The 23,182-nt window shown below is 44.6% G+C and carries 22 protein-coding genes; 20 read left to right on the forward strand and 2 right to left on the reverse strand.

Translation table 11 applies throughout. The features are described from left to right. Nucleotides 1-9: 9 nt before the first annotated feature. Nucleotides 10-1,191, forward strand: a complete 1,182-nt coding sequence (locus D5281_RS14070; RefSeq protein ID WP_160560770.1) for a cell wall hydrolase — start codon at nucleotides 10-12, stop codon at nucleotides 1,189-1,191. A 193-nt stretch (nucleotides 1,192-1,384) separates the two neighbouring features. Here the strand turns inward: D5281_RS14070 and D5281_RS14075 are convergent, their stop codons facing one another. Then, nucleotides 1,385-1,858, reverse strand: coding sequence for a DUF402 domain-containing protein (locus D5281_RS14075; RefSeq protein ID WP_160560771.1), 474 nt, complete (start codon nucleotides 1,856-1,858; stop codon nucleotides 1,385-1,387). A gap of 217 nt (nucleotides 1,859-2,075) precedes the next feature. Between D5281_RS14075 and D5281_RS14080 the strand changes: the two genes are divergently transcribed. From D5281_RS14080 to D5281_RS14145, 14 genes are all read left to right on the forward strand, one after another. Beyond that, complete coding sequence (locus D5281_RS14080; protein WP_330585034.1) at nucleotides 2,076-2,387, forward strand: AtpZ/AtpI family protein; 312 nt, start codon at nucleotides 2,076-2,078, stop codon at nucleotides 2,385-2,387. Next, complete coding sequence (locus D5281_RS14085) at nucleotides 2,347-2,793, forward strand: ATP synthase subunit I (protein WP_277935369.1); 447 nt, start codon at nucleotides 2,347-2,349, stop codon at nucleotides 2,791-2,793. Before D5281_RS14080 ends, D5281_RS14085 begins: the two co-directional genes overlap by 41 nt. Nucleotides 2,794-2,805: 12 nt before the next feature. Next, nucleotides 2,806-3,528, forward strand: a complete 723-nt coding sequence (gene atpB / locus D5281_RS14090) for a F0F1 ATP synthase subunit A (RefSeq protein ID WP_160560774.1) — start codon at nucleotides 2,806-2,808, stop codon at nucleotides 3,526-3,528. Between the two features lie 177 nt (nucleotides 3,529-3,705). After that, complete coding sequence (atpE, locus tag D5281_RS14095) at nucleotides 3,706-3,969, forward strand: ATP synthase F0 subunit C (RefSeq protein ID WP_160560775.1); 264 nt, start codon at nucleotides 3,706-3,708, stop codon at nucleotides 3,967-3,969. 135 nt (nucleotides 3,970-4,104) lie between these two features. Continuing rightward, nucleotides 4,105-4,623 (forward strand): F0F1 ATP synthase subunit B, encoded by a 519-nt coding sequence (atpF, locus tag D5281_RS14100; RefSeq protein ID WP_160560776.1) that lies wholly within the window; start codon nucleotides 4,105-4,107, stop codon nucleotides 4,621-4,623. Beyond that, nucleotides 4,611-5,156: an ATP synthase F1 subunit delta gene (gene atpH, locus D5281_RS14105; protein WP_160560777.1), complete on the forward strand. Its 546-nt coding sequence runs from the start codon at nucleotides 4,611-4,613 to the stop codon at nucleotides 5,154-5,156. The genes atpF and atpH overlap by 13 nt, the downstream gene beginning before the upstream one ends. Nucleotides 5,157-5,188: 32 nt before the next feature. Then, complete coding sequence (gene atpA / locus D5281_RS14110; protein WP_160560778.1) at nucleotides 5,189-6,697, forward strand: F0F1 ATP synthase subunit alpha; 1,509 nt, start codon at nucleotides 5,189-5,191, stop codon at nucleotides 6,695-6,697. A gap of 165 nt (nucleotides 6,698-6,862) precedes the next feature. Continuing rightward, nucleotides 6,863-7,735, forward strand: coding sequence for an ATP synthase F1 subunit gamma (gene atpG / locus D5281_RS14115; RefSeq protein WP_160560779.1), 873 nt, complete (start codon nucleotides 6,863-6,865; stop codon nucleotides 7,733-7,735). Between the two features lie 114 nt (nucleotides 7,736-7,849). Further along, complete coding sequence (gene atpD / locus D5281_RS14120; RefSeq protein ID WP_160560780.1) at nucleotides 7,850-9,259, forward strand: F0F1 ATP synthase subunit beta; 1,410 nt, start codon at nucleotides 7,850-7,852, stop codon at nucleotides 9,257-9,259. 17 nt (nucleotides 9,260-9,276) lie between these two features. Next, nucleotides 9,277-9,681, forward strand: coding sequence for an ATP synthase F1 subunit epsilon (gene atpC / locus D5281_RS14125; RefSeq protein ID WP_160560781.1), 405 nt, complete (start codon nucleotides 9,277-9,279; stop codon nucleotides 9,679-9,681). A gap of 202 nt (nucleotides 9,682-9,883) precedes the next feature. After that, complete coding sequence (locus D5281_RS14130) at nucleotides 9,884-10,273, forward strand: hypothetical protein (protein ID WP_160560782.1); 390 nt, start codon at nucleotides 9,884-9,886, stop codon at nucleotides 10,271-10,273. 89 nt (nucleotides 10,274-10,362) lie between these two features. Beyond that, nucleotides 10,363-11,520 carry a class I SAM-dependent methyltransferase gene (locus tag D5281_RS14135; RefSeq protein WP_330585035.1) on the forward strand — a complete coding sequence of 386 codons (1,158 nt, stop codon included), beginning with the start codon at nucleotides 10,363-10,365 and terminating at the stop codon, nucleotides 11,518-11,520. A 29-nt stretch (nucleotides 11,521-11,549) separates the two neighbouring features. Next, entirely contained in the window at nucleotides 11,550-14,207 is a 2,658-nt protein-coding gene (locus D5281_RS14140) for a hypothetical protein (protein ID WP_160560783.1), read from the forward strand. A gap of 218 nt (nucleotides 14,208-14,425) precedes the next feature. Beyond that, a complete protein-coding gene (locus tag D5281_RS14145; protein ID WP_160560784.1) occupies nucleotides 14,426-15,073 on the forward strand; it encodes a helix-turn-helix domain-containing protein in 648 nt (215 codons plus the stop codon). 240 nt (nucleotides 15,074-15,313) lie between these two features. Here D5281_RS14145 and D5281_RS14150 read toward each other — a convergent pair whose 3' ends face one another. Continuing rightward, a complete protein-coding gene (locus D5281_RS14150) occupies nucleotides 15,314-15,814 on the reverse strand; it encodes a QueT transporter family protein (protein ID WP_160560785.1) in 501 nt (166 codons plus the stop codon). Nucleotides 15,815-16,155: 341 nt separating this feature from the next. On the opposite strand from D5281_RS14150, the gene D5281_RS14155 reads away from it, so the two are divergent. From D5281_RS14155 to D5281_RS14175, 5 genes are all read left to right on the forward strand, one after another. Then, complete coding sequence (locus tag D5281_RS14155) at nucleotides 16,156-17,763, forward strand: response regulator (RefSeq protein WP_160560786.1); 1,608 nt, start codon at nucleotides 16,156-16,158, stop codon at nucleotides 17,761-17,763. A 3-nt stretch (nucleotides 17,764-17,766) separates the two neighbouring features. After that, the gene (locus D5281_RS14160; protein ID WP_160560787.1) at nucleotides 17,767-19,560 is read left to right on the forward strand and encodes a sensor histidine kinase; all 1,794 of its coding nucleotides are present in this window, start codon (nucleotides 17,767-17,769) and stop codon (nucleotides 19,558-19,560) included. A gap of 52 nt (nucleotides 19,561-19,612) precedes the next feature. After that, complete coding sequence (locus D5281_RS14165) at nucleotides 19,613-20,590, forward strand: substrate-binding domain-containing protein (protein WP_160560788.1); 978 nt, start codon at nucleotides 19,613-19,615, stop codon at nucleotides 20,588-20,590. A 114-nt stretch (nucleotides 20,591-20,704) separates the two neighbouring features. Then, a complete protein-coding gene (locus D5281_RS14170; protein WP_160560789.1) occupies nucleotides 20,705-21,718 on the forward strand; it encodes a galactose ABC transporter substrate-binding protein in 1,014 nt (337 codons plus the stop codon). Nucleotides 21,719-21,883: 165 nt separating this feature from the next. Beyond that, nucleotides 21,884-23,020, forward strand: a complete 1,137-nt coding sequence (locus D5281_RS14175; protein ID WP_160560790.1) for a galactose ABC transporter substrate-binding protein — start codon at nucleotides 21,884-21,886, stop codon at nucleotides 23,018-23,020. Nucleotides 23,021-23,182: the final 162 nt, after the last annotated feature.

Consider the following 23,182-nt stretch of genomic DNA (forward strand, 5'->3'; position numbering starts at 1 on the left):
TTGCGACATATGGAGAAAACAAAAGTAAGAAAAACGGGAAAGAAAAGAATTGCGGCAATTATGGCGGCAGTATTTTTGGTATGCGCTTTTCCTTTGACGGTGTATGCTGACAAGATATCGGATTTGGAAAAGGAAATCAACGAACGGAAAGAGGAAAAAGAGCAAACAGAAAGTGAAATCAAATCAAAAAAGAACGAGCTGGAGGATTTAAATGAGGCTGCAGACAGGCTCAAAGGCCAGCTCAACAATTTAAATTCAGAGCTCACCGCTGTCAGCAATAATTTAGCTGAGCTAGAGGAAAAGATAGCCAGTAAGAATGCGGAGATAGAAACCACTGAAAAGGAATTGGAGGAAGCCTGGGAAAAAGAAGGCGTTCAATACGAAGCCATGAAAAAGCGAATCCAGTTTATGTATGAAAAAAGAGATTACATTATGATGGAAATGCTTTTTGGTTCAGCCAGCTTTGCAGAGCTTTTAAATCGCCAGGATTATATAGAAAAGCTCTCGGAATATGACAGGAAACAGCTTGATGCGTTTATTGCCATACGGGAGGAAATTCAGACAAAAGAAGCGCAGCTTATGCAGGAAAAAGAGGAACTGGATGAACTGAAAGTTTCTGTGGAAGCAGAGCAGAGCCGTTTCGAGGGTCTGGTGGGCCAAGTTTCCGGGGAAATAAATAGTACCCAGCAGGAAATGTCCGAGGCAGAAGCGGAGATGCTGCGGTATGAGAAGGAGCTGGAGGAACAAAAAAGCGATATAGCCAGACTGCAAGAGGAGTTAGCCGAGGAGAGAAGGCTTTCCCAGCTGGCGGCACAGTCGGCATGGAGGGATATATCAGAGATTTCTTTTGCCGGTGGAGACAGGTATCTGCTGGCCAATTTGATTTACTGCGAAGCAGGGAATCAGCCCTATGAAGGACAGGTTGCCGTGGGCGCAGTGGTTATGAACCGTGTTATGAGTTCCGTATTCCCGGATACGGTGGTGGGCGTGATTTATCAGAACAAGCAGTTTTCACCCGTTGCCAGCGGACGTTTGGCTTTAGCCCTTGCGGAAAACCGTGCCACGGATGCCTGCTACAGAGCAGCGGACGCCGCTATGACAGGAGCCACCACGGTGGGAAATTGTCTGTTCTTCAGAACGCCTATTGAGGGCCTTACGGGAACCAGAATCGGGGGACATATTTTTTATTAATTCAGTTAGCCAGCTTACAGTAGACAGAGGGGCATTGACCTTCATGCTGCCCCATAGGGGCAGCCTAAATCCGGACGAAGAACACCTGTTTCTTAAGGCATTCTTCTGAAAGTGAGACTTAGTACTTCTTAGCGAACTGCCTTCTGGCATGCGCTTTAGAAGTACTTTTCACATCATTCCGCTTTACGCTGTTTTATGTATTTTCTATGTATTTTTTCAGCGTATCAAAATTGCCGGAATAAATAATTCTTAACAGTTTGTCCAGGCGGTTAAGGCTGGACTTTAATGTGTCCAGGCTGATGGAACGGGATTCTAATGCTGTGACAAGCTCGTCTAAATCCACCACTTTAACAAATCCATCGGGATAAATGATTACATCCGCCAAAAGATCGGTTACCATCAAACAATTATCGGAAAAATGGTAATCAAAATCTACAATATCACAATACCAATAAAGAAGTTTATCATCTGCATTACAAAATTTGCTGACCTTAAACCCTTCCTTTAAAAAATAGCAGGAACTGCCGTGATGAAGGTCTTTTTTGGGGCGAAGGGCGTGCCAAGAGGTGATAATATGTGCCTCATCGCAGGAAAGGATGATGTCGTCCTTAAGGGGAATGCATTCTTCGGGGATAATGCGTCTGCGGTATAAAGTGGGAGTGGTCATAGAACCTCCTTTGCGGGAATGAATTCAACGGTTTTACTGAAAATTTTACTCTTAGTCAGGGGGAAAGTCAACGAATTTAAACTGTGATAGCTTGTAACGATTCATCTGTTACGGCAGCTGAAAATTTCCCTAATTATTTTCTAGACAGGAGAGAGAAAAATAGTTATAATTAAGGGTGAGTGTAAATGGGAATAGGCACATGGAAAGGGAGAGATATGTGAAATTTAATCGAAAAGTATATCAGGCATTGACAATGATAGGACAATTCGGAATCAACATGCTGGTCCCTGTTTTTCTTTGTTCCTTTTTGGGGATATTTCTGGATGGAAAATTAGGAACAAACTTTTTCGTGATCGTATTTTTTTTCGTAGGTGCGGTTGCGGGAGGCTATAACGTTTATCGTTTCGCCAGAGGAATTTTTGCAAGTGACAGTGAGCAGTCGGCTTACCTTCACGGGAGCAGAAAAAATACGGGCAGGGGGAATGTGGATGAAAGAAAAAATCATCAGGATAAACAGGACTCTGTTTGAACTTGAGGTAGGCATTCTGATTTTTGGAGTGGTATGCCAGCTTTTTGCATTTCTGACGAAGGATAAAGCGGGATACAGCCTGGGGCTTTGGCTGGGGATATTGACGGCGGCCGTAAGCGCATTTCATATGTGGTGGTCCTTGGACCGGGCCCTTGAATTTCCCGAAAAAGAAGCAGTTAAGTCCTTAAGTACCCATAATATACTCAGATACGGCTTCATCGTAGCTGTATTTACGTTGATTGCCATAAGCGGGCGAGCGAATCCCCTGTCTGCGTTTTTGGGGATTATGGGGCTGAAAGCGTCAGCGTATATGCATTTTCTTACCCGAAGGGTAAGCGGAAAGATTTACGGCGAGGAAAGTATTCCGATGCCGGCAGAAGAATCTGTCGAAGGACAGAAAATGTAAGGAGGTGAGGATATGGGGCAGGGAATTTTGTTGTCCGGCAGCACGGAAGTGGATTTTATGATTCATGGGGTCTTCTCCTATGAACTGTTTGGCCAGACTGTATGGATAACCACAACGCACATATGCGTGCTGATCGTTATGCTGATTATCATAGGCTTTTGCATAGCGGCAAATCGGGCGGTCAAACATGCCACGGAGGTGCCGGGGGCATTTCAGAATGTGGTGGAACTTATCGTAGAGATGCTAGATGGGATGATCACCGGCGTAATGGGCAAGCAGGCGGTCAGATTCCGGAATTACATTGGGACGATTTTTATTTTTATCCTAATCAGTAATATTTCCGGGCTTTTAGGATTGCGCCCGCCTACAGCGGATTATGGTGTGACTTTTGCGTTGGGAATTATCACATTTACATTGATCCATTTTAACAAGTTTAAGTACCAGAAGGTATCCGGCGTGCTGAAGGGGCTGTGTGAACCGTGGCCGATCTGGGCGCCGATTAACATCATAAGTGATTTGGCGGTACCTGTGTCACTGTCACTTCGTCTGTTCGCCAATATTTTATCGGGAACAGCGATTATGGCGCTCATATATGCACTGCTTAGTAAAGTGGCGATTATATGGCCGGCAGCGCTTCACGTATATTTTGACCTGTTCTCAGGTGCAATCCAGACATATGTATTCTGTATGCTGACAATGACGTATATTACAGATGCATGTAATACAGGCGATTAAGGCCTGAATGTATTTTTTAAATTGTATCCTGATGTGGCAGCGCAGGTGTTTCCTGAAGCAGAACCAAAAAGTAGAGTAAAAACAGGTCATAAATTTGTTTATGCCGCTTGACGGTAGATTTAGAAAGTCTAAAATATATTAATATTAAATGATAAGTATTTTAAGGAGGAAACAAAAATGGATTTCAATTCAAACTTTATCTTAGGTTGCTCAGCAATTGGCGCAGGTTTGGCAGTTATCGCCGGTATCGGACCTGGTGTAGGTCAGGGTATTGCGGCAGGTCATGCAGCAGCAGCAGTGGGAAGAAATCCCGGTGCAAAATCAGATGTCACTTCCACAATGTTACTTGGGCAGGCAGTTGCAGAGACAACTGGTTTGTATGGTCTGCTTGTGGCAATTCTTCTGTTATTCGTAAGACCTCTGATGGGCGCAGCACAATAAGGAGAAGGATTCTTTTGGCTGTGGCAAGCCGCCGCTTAGGAAGATTTTCCGGAGAGAACCTTTATGGGGAACCGATAGGGAGACCCTTTAGGAGGGCGGTACTGACAGTACAAATTGTGGAAAGGAGGTTTACGGATGGAACCCAGATTGTTTGACCTTGACCTGCAGCTTTTGGCTGATTCGGCGCTTATGATCATTGCAGTTATGGTGCTCTTTGGAGTGGCGTCTTATTTCCTGTTCAATCCCGTAAGAGAAATGCTGGCAAAAAGACAGGCCAAAATAAAGGGTGAGCTGGACAGCGCGGCTAAGGATAAGGAAGATGCGGCTATGCTTAAAAAGCAGTATGAAGAAAAGCTTAAGAACATCGACAGGGAAGCGGAAGAAATTTTAGGCGATGCCAGAAAACGCGCTTTGGAGAATGAGAACAAAATTGTAGCTGCGGCAAAAGACGAAGCTGCAAGAATTATTGAAAGGGCCAAAGTGGAAGCTGATCTTGAAAAGCAAAAGGCAGCGGATGATGTAAAACGCGAGATGGTAGTGCTTGCATCCATGATGGCCGGTAAGGTGGTAAAGGCATCTATTGATACGACCATACAGGAAAGCCTGATAAATGAGACATTGAAGGAAATAGGTGAGAGCACATGGCAAAGCTAGTTGGTACAACATATGGAGAAGCTTTGTTTGAACTGGCAGTGGAGGAAGGAAAGGAAGCGGAGCTTTTTGAGGAGATTGTTCAGCTGAAAAAAATGCTCCTTGAAAATCCTGATTTCGGTAAACTTATGAACCACCCTAAGATTTTAAAAGAAGAAAAACTTAAAGTTCTTGGGGAGGTTTTTGGCGGCCGTATTTCAAAAGAACTGTTGGGATTTCTGCATTTAGTAGTCAGTAAAGACAGATATGGCGAGATTTATGCCATACTGGATTACTTTATAGATGCGGTGAAACAGCTTAAGGGAGTAGGGGTTGCATACATAACCACGGCCTTTGATTTAAACGAAGCAAAAAAGAATGAAATAGAGGCAAAGCTGCTCTCAACCACGTCCTTTAAGGAGATGGAAATGCATTATCAGGTGGAGGAAGACCTGATTGGCGGCATGGTGATCCGTATTGGGGACAGGGTAGTGGACAGCAGCGTAAAAAATAAGCTGTCAGGCTTACAGCGTGAGCTGCTTAAGGTACAGCTTTAATAGTAACCAGAAAAGAAAGGTGCGTAAGAACCATGAATTTAAGACCGGAAGAAATCAGTTCTGTTATCAAAGAGCAGATTAAAAGATATGCTTCAGAGCTTGAAGTTTCAGATGTCGGTACCGTTATTCAGGTTGCCGATGGTATTGCCCGTGTACATGGTCTGGAAAACGCAATGCAGGGTGAGCTTCTGGAATTCCCTGGAGAAGTATATGGAATGGTGCTGAACCTGGAAGAGGATAATGTAGGCGCCGTACTTCTTGGAAGTCAGAAAAATATCAACGAGGGCGACACGGTAAAAACTACCAGCCGCGTTGTTGAGGTTCCTGTAGGCGATGCCATGTTGGGACGTGTAGTAAATGCCCTTGGCCAGCCCATTGATGGCAAGGGTCCCATACAGACAGATAAGTATCGTAAAATAGAAAGAGTTGCATCCGGCGTTATCACCAGAAAATCCGTTGATACACCGCTGCAGACAGGTATTAAGGCAATTGACTCCATGGTGCCCATTGGAAGGGGACAGCGTGAGCTGATCATTGGAGACAGACAGACAGGTAAGACTGCGATTGCCATTGACACCATCATTAATCAAAAAGGACAGGGCGTAAATTGTATTTATGTTGCCATTGGCCAGAAGGCTTCTACGGTGGCTTCTATTGTTAAGACATTAGAAGAATCCGGCGCTATGGCTTATACTACGGTAGTAGCGGCAACAGCCAGCGAATTAGCGCCCCTGCAGTATATAGCGCCTTATGCAGGCTGTGCAATTGGCGAGGAATGGATGGAACAGGGCGGAGACGTATTGGTTGTTTATGACGACCTTAGTAAGCATGCGGCTGCATACCGTACCCTTTCCCTGCTTCTGAAACGTCCCCCCGGACGTGAGGCATACCCTGGCGATGTATTTTATCTGCATTCAAGGCTTCTTGAGCGTGCGGCAAGGATGAGTGAAGAATACGGCGGCGGTTCCCTTACTGCGCTTCCGATTATCGAAACCCAGGCAGGGGATGTATCTGCCTATATTCCTACCAATGTTATTTCCATTACAGACGGCCAGATTTATCTGGAAACAGAAATGTTTAACTCCGGTTTCCGTCCTGCGGTTAACGCCGGTTTGTCTGTATCCCGTGTAGGTGGTGCAGCGCAGATCAAGGCTATGAAGAAAATTGCGGCTCCTATCCGTGTAGAGTTAGCTCAGTACAGGGAATTAGCGGCTTTTGCACAGTTCGGATCGGAATTAGATGCGGATACGAAGGAAAAACTGGCACAGGGCGAGAGAATCAAGGAAATCTTAAAGCAGCCTCAGTATAAGCCCATGCCGGTACAGTATCAGGTTATCATCATCTATGCGGCAACCAACAAATACCTTTTGGATGTGCCTACCGGTGATATTACAAGGTTTGAAGAAGAATTCTTTGAATTTATCAATACCAAATACCCCCAGGTACCTAGTGCGATTGCGGAAGAAAAGGTGATTTCCGAGACAATGGAAGAAACATTGAAGAAAGCAATTGAAGAGTTCAAAGCAGCGTTTTTAAAATAAATTGAAAAATCAGAGATTTTTCAATGAACAAATTTGTGCTGGCGCCCAAATTTGAGGGCGTTGGTAAGCATGGAGGATAAATTGAAAAATCGGGGATTTTTCAATTGACAAATTTGTGCTGACGCCCAAATTTGAGGGCGTTAGACAGCATGGAGGATTTAGTAAATGGCTTCAATGCGTGACATAAAAAGGCGTAAGGGCAGTATTCAAAGTACCCAGCAGATTACCAAAGCCATGAAGCTTGTTTCCACTGTTAAGCTGCAGAGAGCGAAACAAAATGCAGAGAAATCAGGGAACTATTTCCATTGCATGTTTGATACGGTAAATTCTATCCTGAAAAAGACCGGCAGTCTGGATCATAAGTATTTGAAATCCGGCCAGTCGGGCAAGAAAGCTGTGATTGTAATCACATCCAACAGAGGATTGGCAGGAGGCTACAACTCTAACGTAATCAAGCTGATTACAAGAGGAGAGCTGGCCGGTGAGGATTTGGCCATTTATGCAGTGGGTAAAAAAGGCCGGGAGGCGCTGCAAAGGCAGTATGAAATCAAGGCCGATTATTCGGACGTGATTGAGGAGCCTGCTTATGTAGATGCCATGGTAATCAGCAAGGATGTGCTTGAAGCCTTTTCCAAGGGTGAGATCAGCGAGATTTATCTTGCTTATACGGCGTTTAAAAATACGGTTGTCCATGTCCCGACTCTCTTAAAGCTTCTTCCTGTGGCAATCAGTGAAGAATCGGAGAAAATGGGGGAGGAAACAGCCGTAGGTGACGACAGAGCGCCTATGAACTTTGAGCCGGAGGATGAGGAGGCTTTAAATCTGCTCATACCCAAATATATAACCAGTCTGATTTATGGCGGTATGATCGAGGCGGTAGCCAGCGAAAACGGCGCCAGAATGCAGGCTATGGATTCCGCTACCAGCAACGCGGAAGAAATGATAGAAAATTTGACACTGCTGTACAACAGAGCGCGTCAGGGCTCCATCACACAGGAGCTGACGGAGATTATTGCAGGAGCGAATGCAATTTCTTAAAGGCGGCATGAGAGCAGTGAGAAAATAGCAGCCGTTCAGATGGCTGGAAGTGCTGCGAAAATCAGGAATAAAATTGGACCGGCTTAAGTTTGGCCGGACAGGAATGGAGGAGAAATGGCAGATATAAATACGGGCAAGAATAGCTGCTCGGGAAAAATTACACAGATTATCAGTGCCGTTCTGGATATCAAATTTACAGATGGCAGACTGCCGGAAATCAACGAAGCGATTAAGATTCCTCTGGAAAATAATGAGGAGCTTATTGTGGAAGTGGCGCAGCATCTGGGTGATGATACGGTCAGATGTATTGCCATGGGCTCTACGGACGGTCTGGTAAGGGGAATGGATGCAATTGCAACAGGCGCGCCTATCAGCGTACCGGTTGGGGAAAATACCCTTGGACGTATCTTTAACGTTCTTGGCAAGCCCATTGACAATAAGCCTGCACCCGATGGGGTGACTTTTGAACCGATTCACAGACCTGCACCTGAATTTGTGGAGCAGTCCACACAGCAGGAGCTTTTGGAGACAGGTATTAAGGTAGTAGATTTGCTCTGCCCTTATCAGAAGGGTGGTAAGATTGGCTTGTTTGGAGGCGCCGGTGTTGGTAAGACCGTCTTAATCCAGGAGCTGATTCGTAACATTGCTACGGAGCACGGCGGATATTCCGTATTTACCGGTGTTGGAGAGCGTACTAGGGAAGGAAATGACCTTTACCATGAAATGATGGAATCAGGGGTTATTGATAAGACCACCATGGTGTTTGGCCAGATGAACGAGCCCCCCGGAGCCAGAATGAGGGTTGGACTTTCAGGATTGACTATGGCGGAGTATTTCCGTGACAAGGGCGGTAAGGATGTGCTTCTTTTCATTGATAATATTTTCCGTTTTACACAGGCTGGTTCGGAGGTTTCAGCTTTGCTTGGACGTATGCCTTCTGCGGTTGGATATCAGCCTACTTTGCAGACGGAAATGGGTGCCCTTCAGGAGAGAATCACTTCCACAAGAAATGGTTCCATCACTTCCGTACAGGCCGTATATGTGCCTGCGGACGACTTGACCGACCCTGCGCCTGCGACTACATTCGCCCATCTGGATGCAACCACCGTTTTGTCCAGAGCAATTGTGGAGCTTGGTATTTATCCTGCGGTAGATCCGCTTGAATCTACGTCCAGAATTTTGGATCCCAGAATCCTTGGCGAGGAGCATTATCAGGTTGCCAGAGGCGTACAGGAAATTCTTCAGAAGTACAAGGAACTGCAGGATATCATCGCGATCCTTGGTATGGATGAGTTGTCAGAGAGCGATAAACTGGTGGTTTCCCGTGCAAGAAAGGTACAAAGATTCTTATCACAGCCTTTCTTCGTGGCAGGGCAGTTTACCGGACTTCCCGGGAAGTATGTGCCGATTAATGAGACTGTTCGCGGCTTCAAGGAAATTCTGGAAGGTAAGCATGACGATGTACCAGAAAGCTATTTCTTAAATGCCGGAGGTATTGATGACGTACTTGCCCGCATGAAATAATTACGGGGAGGAAACAGATGGCAGACAATAATTTATTTACCTTAAGAATCATCACTCCCGAACGGGTATTTTATGAGGGAGAGGTTTCTATGGTGGAGTTTAACACCACCGAAGGTGAAATTGGTATTTATAAAAAACATGTTCCCATGACAGTTATTGTAAATCCCGGTATCGTGACGATCACAGAGGCGGAAGGGACGAAAATAGCTGCCCTTCATGCCGGCTTTGCGGAAATTCTGCAGGATAAAGTGGTGATTCTGGCAGAGATTATCGAGTGGCCGGAAGAAATTGATGTGGAACGTGCCCAGGCGGCAAAGAGCCGTGCTGAGGAAAGGATTCGCAGCAAGACTCCCGAAACAGACATACTGCGTGCCGAAACAGCGCTGCAAAGGGCGCTGGCGCGTATTCATGTTATAGGGTAAATGGGCACAAGCGCCGATGCAAAGCAAGGATCCGATGCAATCGGATGGCAATCGGGCTTGCGAGTTAAAATGCAAAAGAAAAATTGGTGGCTTTGAAGGAGCAGCCATAAGGGGCAGGAGAGGAAGCGTACTGCCCCTTTTTTGCACATGAAATCCTAAAGACGCATATGATAGTCATAAAGAAGTTAAGGAAGCTATTCATATGTATGAACGCAAAATTTTGCCCTTCTATATGACATATCCGCTGCCCGTTTATTATGAGGAAGAAGATTCCATTATCAGAGATTTGGAATATTTACAGCAGATGTATCCATCGGAGGCTAGGCGGTATCAAAAAACCATAAGCAGTATTTTGGACAAATTGGATTATGAGGGCAGCATGATTTATGATGAATATCCGGATAAGTGGCAGGTATATAAGCTGTCCAAAGATATAGCAGACCGAATTAAAAGAGAAGAAGAAAAAGAAAATCCCGATCAGAAGTTTCCTGCTGAAAAATGGCAGTGGCTGGGGGATTTGGTTCAAATATTACTGTGCTATGAAATCTATAAAAGAAGACACAACACGAGGCGGGGAATTCTTAAGTTCTAATAAATTTCCGGTTGTGGTTTTGCAGTTAAATAAGTAAAATATAGTCATGACGCTAAGTTATGGCTATATTTATGTAAGGGAGAAGTAACGTGGAAGAATTAAGAGAACAACTGTCCGTGTTTTTATCGGACAGGCTGTATCAGATAATTATCAGCAATCCCAGGAAAAAAGAGGGGGCTTTTAAAATAAAAATACGCCCGGTTATGGTAAAGGGCGCTTTATGTTTCCAGGAAACGATTTCAAAGGGAACACAGGTTTTTCATGAAAATCATAAGAAGGATGAATTAATTTTAAAAATAATTTCTTATATGACATCAGACTTTAAGCAATTAGAAGCAGAAAGTATGGACGGCAAACTGCATGTATTGGTGAGTAAAAAAGGAAGAATGATGGTAAAGCGAAAAGGTAACAGCCAGGAGGGATTGCTGCAGCGCCCGGACATGTCTCATAACCGGGCTAAAAAATATATTTTAGAAGAAGGAAAGGCAGTTCCTTTTTTGGTGGATTTGGGTATTCAGACCAAAGAAGGGCGGATTGTACATGCTAAATATGATAAGTACAGGCAGATTAACCGTTATCTGGAATTTGTGGAGGATATTGTACCTGCATTTTTAGAAAAAGAGAGGGTGTACATTATTGATTTTGGGTGTGGAAAGTCTTATTTGACTTTTGCACTTTATTATTATTTGCATGAGCTAAAAGGACTTGATGTATATATAACGGGGTTGGATTTAAAAGCGGATGTGATGAAAAGATGTGGTGAGTTGGCAATAAAATATGGATATGAGAATTTGCATTTTTATCAGGGAGATATCAGCACCTTTGAAGGAGTAGAACAAGTGGATATGGTAGTTACACTTCATGCCTGCGATACGGCCACGGATTATGCAATTAAAAAGGCGGTAGACTGGCAGGCAAGGGTGATTTTTACCGTGCCCTGCTGTCAACATGAGGTGAATAAGCAGATTGAAAGCGCGGTGCTTAAGCCGGTTTTAAGATATGGGATTTTAAAGGAAAGAATAGCGGCCCTTCTCACAGATGGGATTCGGGCAAATCTGTTGGAGGAAGCAGGGTATGATACCCAGGTATTGGAATTTATTGATATGGAGCATACGCCTAAGAATATATTGATAAGAGCCGTAAAACGCCAGGGAGAAGGGGAGAATATGAAAAAGAATACGAAGGTGGAGGATATGACGAGAGAACTTCATATAGAAACCACTTTGCAGAAATTGATGGTGAAATAGGTGGTAATGCGATATGCAGGAGGATAATTATGAAAAAAGCAATTATGAAAAGCGTTATAGTTTGCATTGTGTTTATTGTCACCTTGTTTGTTGTCAGCAGCATTATGAATAAAGGGAACACAGACATGACAATTGAGATGGGAAAAGCTACCTATCCGGTCATTTCCCTTACGTATGAAGGGTTTCATATCAATGAACTGCACGGCTATGCGGATGTGATGGAGGTAAGCCAGATGCGGGAGAGCATCACGCCTCTGGAAACCGGAAGAAAGGTTGAGATGCACATTAATCCCTATGGAAGAACCATAGAGGGGATTGGGTTTGAGGTCAGAAGCCTGGATGGCAGCCGTCTGATTGAAAACACGGAGATTGGGGACATTAAACAGGAGAAAAATGAGGAGATTTCGGTATCCTTTGGGCTGAAGGACTTAATTGAAAGTAACCAAGAGTATATGCTGGTTATTCTGCTCACTTTAGATGACCGAAAAGTGGTTCGGTATTACACAAGAGTCGTGAACACAGAGGAATATCATGTAGATGAAAAGTTGGAATATATAGCAGACTTTTCCAGAAGGACTTTTAATAAAGAAGATGCCAAGGAATTAACGAAATATTTGGAATCCAATGCGGAGGGAGATAATACTACTTACGGAAGAGTTACAATTCACAGCAGTTTCAAGCAGGTGACATGGGGAGATCTTGAAGTAAAAAAGGAAAGCCGGTCAGAAATCACGATTAAGGAGTTAGGGCCCGCCACCGGCAGCTTTTTAATGGAATATTATGTGTCCATTCCGGAAACGTCATCTTCCGGAGAGAGCGATATAAGCGCATCCGTTCAGAACGAGGAAGCCTTGGAAGCGATAGAACAGGTAGAGGAAGCTTTCAGCGCGCCTAACACAGATGGGGACAATAAGAAATATTACAGGATTAAGGAATTTTACAGAGTCCGCTATACAACCGATCGAATGTATCTGCTGGATTTTGAGAGGACCATGGATCAGATGTTTGACGCTACGGAGGATGTGTATGCGAATAACAAAATTATGCTGGGTATTACCAGCGGAGAGGTACCTCTTAAGGAAAGTGATGGGGGAAATATTTTTGCTTTTGTAACAGGAAACCGTCTTTTCAGTTATAATATTGTGGACAATAAAATGGCGCTGCTGTTCGGATTTTATAACAAGGATAATCTGGACGAGAGAACCCTTTATAATGGTCATAAAATTAAAATCTTAAATGTGGACGAGGGCGGTAATGTAACATTTTTGGTATATGGATATATGAGCAGAGGACGACATGAAGGGCAGGTGGGGATCTCTGTTTATTACTATGAAAACACAGTAAATACAGTGGAGGAGCTGGTATACATTCCCTTTGAAAATTCACAGACCCTGCTCATGGAAGAAATAGATCAGCTTTCCTACATTAACAGGAACAATATGCTGTATTTAAAGTGGGGCAGCAGGATATATGGAATTAATCTTATGAGCCGGACCTGTGAGGTAGTGGTGGAGAATCTCTCCGAAGGAAGCTATAAGGTTTCCAACAGCAACAGGATGGCCGTATGGCAGAAGGGAGGGGACTCTTATGGCGGGAAAGAGCTGGTGCTTATGAACCTGACCACCGGAAAGCAAAAGAGTATGGAAGCAGGAAAGGGAGAGGTGATTGCGCCTATTGGATTCATGGGGGAGGATTTGATTTACGGTGTTGCGAGAGAGACGGACATCGTAAAGGATGCCGCCGGAAATACGGTTTTTCCCATGTACCGTGTGAGAATTGAGGATGAAACAGAAGGGGTGTTAATGTCCTACCAGCAGGATAATGTGTATATTACGGCCGGGGAAGTTATGGGGAATCAGATTGTCTTATCGCGGGTTGAGAAGACAGAGGAAGGCACTTATGTGGCGATTAAGGACGACCAGATCATGAACGCGGAGACGGAGGCGGAAAGTAAAAACTCCGTTGAAATGGCAGTTACGGAAAGATTTGAGAAGTTGACACAGATTGCGGTTAAAAATACCATAGATGAAGTGTCAATGAAACAGCTTACTCCCCGGGAAGTGCTGTTTGAGGGTGAAAGAACTATCACCCTTCCTGCATTTGACGAGCAGGAGGACCGGTATTATGTGTATGGAAAAAGCGGACTGGAAGGCATTTGCACCAATGAGGGAAGTGCGGTTAATTTCGCGGATGCTGTTTCAGGAGTGGTGATTGACGAGGGCGGTTACTATGTGTGGACCAAGGGAAACAGGGAGCTGCGGAATCAGATTATGGCAATTCAGGGAGAAACTGTAACGGAGGATAAGGATTCTCTGGCAATTTGTCTGGATACCATGCTTGCATATGAGGGCGTAGTGCGAAATTCCGAGTACATGCTAAAGAAGGGGGAAACGGTGGTTGATATCCTAAAAGACAGTCTGCCTGAGGTGCAGGTACTGGATCTTACGGGCTGTTCTCTGGATGCCGTGCTTTACTACGTGAATCAGGATATACCGGTACTTGTTATGTTAAACGATGGATCGGCAGTGCTTCTTGTAGGCTTTAATGAAAAAAATACGGTTGTTATGAATCCACAGAGCACAGATTTGGAAAACGGGATAGTTTATAAGGTTGGTATGAATGATTCCAGAGAATGGTTTGAACAAAACGGCAATTGTTTTATTACCTATATCAGGAATGAAAAGTAAAAACGGCGTATTTTGGAGGTTTGCAACCAATAGTTGCGGCAACTCAAACTAAAGTTGGTGGTAAAAGCAGAATGAGATTCATTACAATCTTTCTATCAGGCAGGTGCACGATATCGAGTTTCTAAACGGTCTATTCATAAGGTATCGCAAACATAGCCTGCAATACATGTAGGACATGATTCCCGTGAGCAAAGCTTGCGGTATGTAGGAGGTATGAAATGAATATTGAAATTGCAAACCGACTTGTAAATTTACGAAAAAGCAACAACCTTTCTCAAGAGGCCTTAGCCGGGAAACTGGGGATTAGCAGACAGGCGGTAAGTAAGTGGGAGCGGGCGGAGGCATCTCCTGATACCGATAATCTCATTCTCCTGTCCAGGCTTTATGGCGTTTCCCTGGATGAGCTTCTTAAAACAGAAGATGAAATTTCCATAGCCGGGACAGAGCCATCTGACGAGGGGCAAAAGGATGAGGAAGAAAAATTGTCAATTCAGGAGGACAAAGGAGAAAATTCATTTGAGGAGGCGCAGAAAAGTTATATAGAAGAAGATAGAGATGAGGAAAACCCCTCGAAATTGGATGAAATCTGCCACCGCATTCCTATGTTTTGGATTGTTATATTAGCTTATTTCATAACGGGATGGGTTTTTGGTGCATGGTATGTGAATTGGATTTTGTTCCTGGTGATTCCTATCTGGAATTCTCTGCTGACGGCAATTAAGAGAAAGAGCGCCTATTACTTTGCTTATCCGGTATTGGTAACGCTGATTTATTTATTTTTGGGCCTATATTGTTATGCCTGGCATCCAGGGTGGATGATTTATCTGACGATACCTGTATACTATTCAATCGCAGGGCGCATTTGAGAAGGGAGAAAGGGCAAAGACCGGCACGCTCTGCGGGCTGGCTGCTTAATAAAAGGGGCTGTCGGAAAATGATTCTGTTTCCTCAATATATATGTGACTCATATGATGTCACGGCAATATATTGAGTACAAATCTATTTTGCGGCAGCTCCTTAAAGCATAGTAAAAATATTTTTCCATTTGTTGTGGCCTGTGGATGAACAGTCTGCGCAATGCATGTACAAAAGTGTATCCGCCAAGCCTAAAATTCCGCAGGGAATAAGGTATTACGATATTTGCTAAGTGTAAATAAAAGCAGCATACCTAACACACCACAGGATATAACTTCTCCAACAGCAATCGTGATAAAGGAAAACCATAAAGGCTTTACCCCATAAGCATAAAGAAGCACGAAGGGTACGATAATAACATTGGAAAGGATTGGGGGAACCGGAGCAAGCCATTTATTTTTGCGAAGCTTGTATGTAAAAATTGCTCCGATGAGGGTAGCAAGACTGCCAAAGACAATGTCAGGTACTGCGCAGCCTGTTAAGATATTGGCAAGCAGACATCCGATAAAAAGTCCTGGTATTGCGGCCGGGGTGAAATAAGGCAGAATTGTGAGAGCCTCTGAGAAACGTACTTGAATTACCTGACTGGCAATTCCCATTGCGTTTGCAATGTAGGTGAGCACCACGTAGAGCGCGGCAATCATGGCTGCCTGGACAAGCAGCGATAGTTTGAGTGATTTTTGCATATTCATTTTATTCTCCTTTAGTTTTTTTTAACGAGTGGAAGGTCTCGAACACTCGGCGTTTTTTAGTATAGCATGGAAAGATGAAATGTCAAGGTTTCTTTTTGGGGATGGGAGGGCCTTGCAGAAGTTTGTCCTACATGATACAGTATAGATTGAAAAATCAAAGATTTTTCAATCAACAAATTTGTGTTTGCGCCTAAATTTGAGGACTATTATGCCCGAAGTATGGGCACACTCCGTTAAGCTTTAGTTGTGTGCAGCTGCAAAGCAGTGCATAGATTCGTAAAAAGTATCCGGGCGATTCGGGATTGTAATAGCAAAGGTTAAGGTAAAGGAAAGGGTTTCTGATGGGGTTATATCGTATTATGCTGGTGGACGATGAAGAAGAGGTCCGCAAAGCAATTATGCGCAAAATGGACTGGGAACAGCTTGGCTTTGTTTTGGTGGGGGACGCCGAGAATGGCGAAGATGCGCTGGAACAGCTAGAGCAGTTAGAACCGGATGTGGTTATGACGGATATCCGCATGCCTTATATGGATGGACTGACGCTTACAGAGAAGATACGTGGGAAATATCCTTCTATCAAAATACTTATTTTTTCCGGATATGATGATTTTGAATATGCCCAGCGGGCAATTAAACTGAATGCGGCCGAATATATTTTAAAGCCGGTAAATGGTGAAGAACTGGCAGCCATTTTAAGCCGGATCAGAAAAAATCTGGATGAGGAGATTGAGCAGCGCCGGAATATTGATATATTGCAGGAGCGGTATCTAAGCAGCCTGCCTATCTTGCGTGAGCTGTTTTTGAACGATTTGGTACGGATGACTGCAAATGTGGAAACCATCGTGCCAAGACTGTGCGAATATGGAATAGATATTTTAGACGCCCGTAAGTGGCTGACTGCGATGATTCATGTGGATCAGGCAGAAAGGATGGAGAATCAGGTACTTTCTGAGCATCGGGAACTGATTCTTATCTCCGTGCGGGATTTTGTGGAGGATTATCTAAGGCCTTATTGCCGTTTTGCGACTTTTAATTCTGCGGATGGAATTACGATCATTGTAGCGGTGGACGAGGACAATACACAGACAGGGCTTATGAATCTTCTAAGCGATGTCTGTAAGGAAAGCAGGCGCCTTTTAGATGTGCCGATAACCATTGGCGTAGGAAGAAGCTGTGATACACTGCAGGAGATTGGGCGTTCTTATCAAACCTGTGTGGACGCTTTGGGCTATCGGGCCATCGTAGGGGGCGGTAAAGTGATTTATATTAACGATATGGAACCGGTGAGCCGCGGGAAACTACAATTGGATGATAAAGGGGAGGCGGAGCTTACTGCGGCGATTAAGTTTGGGCCAAAGGAACAGATTGAACGTGTTATCCGGGATCTGGCAATAAGGATGGAGGATGCGAAAGTGCACGCCAGCCAATATCAGGTCTATATGCTGTCTATTGTCAACAGTATGATTCGCCTGATGCAGCAGTATGACCTGAATATAAGCGAGATGTTTGACGCCGGGAATCAATATGCGGACATGATGGAAAGAATTTATGTCAGGGAGGAGTTTGCGGAAAGAATTATACCGATTGCTTACAGGATGAATGAAGCGCTCAACCGGGAGAGAGATAATACGACTAAAAAAGTTATCAGACAGGCAAAGGAATATATCAGGGAAAATTACGCAAATCCTGACCTGTCCGTGGAAATGCTCTGCCGGCACCTTCATATGAGCCCCGCTTATTTTTCTACTGTTTTTAAGAAGGAAACGGGACAGACCTACGTGAATTATCTTACAGAGGTGCGGCTGAAAAAGGCAGTGGAGCTTTTGAATGAAACCGATGATAAAACATATATGATTGCCCAGAAAGTGGGTTATCAGGAGCAGAATTATTTCAGCTATGTATTTAAAAAGCAGTATGGGGTGTCACCGACCAAATACAGGGGGACGTAAAGAATGGCGAAAGGGAGAAAGGCTACCCAGTGGAAAAAAATCAGCATCCGATATACCATATTCATTTATTTTACGGTCAGTGCACTGGTAGCAATGCTTTTGAGCGGAATTGCACTTTATGTACAGCTCTCCCACCAGTTTGTGGCGGCCATGCAGAAAGAGAGCCAGGTGGTCTTAGGGCAGGTCAGCCAATCGGTGGATTCTTATCTGCGCACGATTATGAAGCTTTCCGACAGTCTGTATTACGGTATCATAAAAAATGCCGATTTGTCCGAGGAATCCATAAACAGCCGCATTACGCTGCTTTATGATAATAACAAAGACAGCATTGCCAATATTGCCCTTTTGTCAAAAGAGGGGGAGTTATTAGAAGCGGTTCCGGCAGCACGCTTAAAGACAGGACTGGATGTAACCAAGGAAGAATGGTTTGAGAACACGCTGGCCAGGACGGATAATCTGCATTTTAGTACGCCTCGCGTACAGTATATTTTTGATAACAATGAAAACCAGTACCGCTGGGTCATTACGCTGACAAGGGCGGTGGAGATTACCCACGGCACGTCCACGGAACAGGGAATACTGCTGATGGATATCCGCTATAGCAGTCTGCAGCAGATTTTGGAAAATATCGTGCTGGGCAATGAAGGTTATCTGTATATGGTGAACGGCGGCGGAGAGCTGATTTATCATCCGAAAATGCAGTTGATTGAAACAGGGTGGATGGCGGAAAATATTGCGGCGGCCGCGGGATACCGGGACGGAAGCTATCAGGAAGAATACGAAGGGGAAATGCGCAGTGTCAATGTAAAAATTGTGGGCTATACAGGATGGAAATTGTTGAGCGTTACGCCGGAGAAAGGCTTATCTTTAAGTAATTTGAAGATGCGGCTTTTTGTGGCCTTTGTGGTAGCTTCGTTTTTGCTGGCTTTGATTTTGATTAACGCATTCATTTCGTCCCGCATTACGGATCCAATCCAGGAATTGGAAAAGACGGTGAACGCTATCGAAGCAGGTGAACTCGATACGGAGGTATATACCGGCGGCTCTTATGAAATCCAACATCTCGGGCGTTCTATCGGAGAGATGGCAAAGAGAATCAAGACCCTGATGCAGGATATTGTAACGGAGCATGAATCAAAACGGAAAAGTGAATTTGACACATTGCAGTCACAAATCAACCCTCACTTTTTGTATAACACGCTGGACATCATTGTGTGGATGATTGAGAATGAGCAGAAGCAGGAAGCCGTGAAAGTGGTAACGGCCCTTGCACGTTTTTTCCGTATCAGTCTCAGCAAGGGAAAAAGCATTATTCCGGTCAGGGATGAACTGGAACATGTACGCAATTACCTGATGATTCAACAAATGCGGTTTAAGAATAAATTTACTTATGTGATTGAGGCAAAGGAAGATGTGATGGGGCTTGCATGCTTAAAGCTCCTTTTACAGCCTTTGGTGGAAAATGCCATTTATCACGGCATGGAGTTTATGGACGGAGATGGGGAGATTCGCGTGGAGGCATACAGGCAGGAGGACAGCCTGTGGTTTAAAATCAGCGATAATGGTTTGGGAATGACGAAGGAGCAGGCTGAGAGTCTGTTGAACGAAACCCCCAAGGTGCGTTCGGGAAAAGGTTCCGGTATTGGAGTGAAAAACGTAAATGAAAGAATCGGGTTATATTTCGGAAAACCATACGGACTTTTTATAGAATCGGAGCCGGATGAAGGGACGGTTATCCGAATCCACCTGCCGGCAGAAATCTATACCGAAATGATTGGTACGGGACCGCAAACATAGCTTGCGATATATGACAATAGTCTTTGCCTATTGTCATGCAGAGGGTATAAGGATGATAGGAAAAAAGGGAAAGCTGCTGCTGTTTTGTTATATGCTGCTTTTAGTGGTTTTATTCCTGATGTGTTCAACAGATTTGATCATACGGGAACCGGAGCAGGAAGTTTATCAGATTGCGGTGATTATCGAGGACGCCACCGATAACAATTACGGTAATTTCCGAAAAGGTATGGACCAGGCGGCGGTGGAGCTTAACGCTGATGTCCGTTTTATCACATTATATGGAAAATTAGAACCAAATCAGCAGATGGAATTTATTATGCGCGAACAGCAGGACGGCACCGATGCGGTAATTGTAGCGCCGGTTGATGAACAGAAACTTTTTGATGCACTGGCACAAAAACAAATCACGATTCCTATGGTGCTTCTAGGCTCTGAATTAGCAGAAGAAAAAATCATTGGAACGATTACGGTAGATAATAAAAAGATGGGACAAGAGCTTGCCCGGCAAATGCTGGCTCAGACGCCGGAGGAGGTCTCGGTTGTGATTTTATCACAACAGGAAAAGCACAGTATGGCGGAGAAGGATTTCCGAGAGGGAATTACGAAAGAACTAAGCGGAAGAGGGCGCGCCTATCAGACAATTTATTGCAGTGAAGATGTGAACTTAAAGGAAGTCCTGAAAGGGGTAATGGATTCGGGGGAAAGACAGATTGTCATTTTGACGGAAAGCCCGGAACTGCTCACGCTGACCGCAGCCATAGGGGCGGAGGATTCGCTTTTTTGGGAAGAAGTGCGCGGACTTTATGGGAGAGGCGATGCGATTCCAATTCTGAATTATCTGGACCGTGGATTCATCACAGGAACCTGCGCAACGGATGAATTTAGTATGGGCTATTATAGCGTTTGTATGGCAGTGAGGGAACTGGAAGGATTAGAGGGGGATGTATCTCTTAGGATGGACTATCATTATATAGAAAAGGAGGATCTGCGAAAGAAGACATATGAAAAAATGCTATTCCCGATTGAATAAGGAAGGCTTAAAAGTTGGAAGGAAACCTTCAAACAATCTATTTACGCAGTACCGCAGGCACAGCTTGCAATACATGACAATAGGCTTTGCCTGTTGTATGCAGGGGGTGTAAGGATGAGAAGAAGAATATTTTTTTTGTTGCTGGCAGTATGCATGCTGCTCACATCGTGCGGCCATAATCAGAAAGACGAGCAGAAAACATCCATTCGTATTGGAATCAGTTTGTACCGTGGAGACGATACCTTTATCAATAATATCCGAAGCGAGCTTGAAGAAAAAGCAAAAGAATACGAGAGAGAAAACGGTATTAAAGTGACGCTGGATATCCAGGACGCCAAAGGAAGTCAGAATACACAGAATAATCAGGTGGAACGGTTTATTTCCCTGGGATGTGATGTACTGTGTATCAATCCGGTAGACCGGATGGAGGCATCGGGAATGATTGAGAAGGCTATGGCAGCAAAAGTACCGGTTGTCTTTTTTAACCGCCAGCCGGTGGAGGAGGACATGAACCGGTGGGAGCAACTTTACTACATCGGGGTGGATGCAAAAGAAACGGCTATTTTGCAGGGACAGATGGTGGTGGATATGTACCAAAAGGAGCCGGAGTCAGTGGATATAAACGGCGATGGCGTGGTAAATTATGTGCTTCTTGAAGGGGAGAGCAGCCATCAGGATTCGTTGATTCGGACGGAATGGTCTATCCGGAGCCTGAAAGACGGCGGAGTGCCTATTGAGAAAATCACCGGAGGCATTGCAAACTGGGAGAGAAGCCAGGCCTCGGCATTGATGGAGCAGTGGCTTTTGCAGTATCCGGGCACCATAGAGCTGGTGGTCAGCAACAATGACGATATGGCTTTGGGAGCCATTGACGCGCTGGAACGCGGGGAAGTTACCGGCGTGAATGTGATTGGAATTGACGGAACCACGCCCGGACTGGAAGCGGTAAGGAGCGGTAAAATGCTGGGGACGGTTTCGGCCAACAAGGAGCTCTATGCCAGCGCAATACTGGAACTGGCGGCGGGATGCGCTTTAGGGAAAGAAGCGCCGAAAGAGTATCCGCTTGTGGATGGAACCTATTACTGGACACCCCAGGAAATTATCATTATGGAAAATACAGACAAATAATCAAAAAAAAATTATAACTATTCAAAGAAAATCTTATAGAATATTGATATAAAATCTTTTATAATGAGTCCGTAACTAGCCAATATACATAATGAAGTGTGTATAAAACGGCGGAAAAAAACAAATTTGCTCAATTATGAGCGGAAAAGGGAGGAATCATACATTATGAAACTAACAAAAAAATTGACCGCAATGGCAATGGCAGTCCTGATGGCAGCGTCTTTAATGGCATGCGGCGGACAAGGAGCTGCTGAACCGGCAGCAAGCGATACTGAAACGCAGGATACACAGGATGCGGCAGCAACTGATGATGGCGCGGACGCAGCGGATGCAGCAGATGCGGAAGACGCAGCAACAGACGCGGCTGAGGATGCGGCAGACCAGGTATCTGATGCAGTGGCAGCAGGCGGAAACATTGGTGTGTGTATTTACAAGTTTGACGATGCATTCATGACAACATACCGTAATGCCCTTCAGGAAATCTTAGAGGGCAAAGGCTACACAGTAACCGTTATGGATGGTAAGAATGACCAGGCTGAGCAGAACAATCAGATCAACAACTTTATCGCACAGGAGGTTGACGCTCTGATCATCAACCCGGTTATGACTTCCGCAGCAGACCAGATCATTGCTACCGTAAAAGATGCGGACATTCCTACTGTACTTATCAACCGTGAGCCTACTGCAGAGCAGATGGCTGCATATGACAAGCTGGTTTATGTCGGATGTGACGCACGTCAGTCTGGTACCATGCAGGGCGAGCTGATTCTTGATACTCCTAATAAGGGTGATATCAATGGCGATGGCAAGATTTCCTACATTATGATTCAGGGCGACCCTGAGAACATTGATGCACAGTATCGTACAGAGTACTCTGTAAAGGCACTTACAGATGCAGGCATGGAAGTGGAAGAACTTGACTTACAGCGTGGTGACTGGGATCGTAACAAGGGCCAGGAAATCGCACAGAACGACCTTGCAAAATTTGGTGATGAAATCGAAGTTGTTTTCTGTAACAATGACGATATGGCAATCGGCGCACTGCAGGCAATCCAGGCAGCAGGCCGTACTGTAAATGAAGATATTTATCTGGTAGGCGTAGATGCACTTGACGCAGCGCTCAACGAAGTAGTAAACGGTAATATGACCGGTACCGTTCTTAATGATGCAAACGGTCAGGCGGCAGGCGCTGTAGAGGCTATGGAAGCTCTTTTAGGCGGAAAGACTTATGCAGAAGGCGAACAGTCCATTTATGTTGACTATGTAAAGGTTACTCCGGATAATGCTGCTGATTTTCAGTAATAGAATGTAAAGTTCAGATAATCTGAAAAGTAAACAGCCGGGAAGTGCATGTACTTTAATGTACGCACTTCCCGCTTTATGATATGAGAGTTGGTAATGAGAAGGTAAACGGAGCCTGCGATATATGGCAACAGGCGTTGTCTGTTGTTTCGCTCGTCTCCT

It is taken from the genome of Parablautia muri, assembly GCF_009917485.1.
Taxonomy (GTDB): Bacteria; Bacillota; Clostridia; order Lachnospirales; family Lachnospiraceae; genus Suilimivivens; species Suilimivivens muri.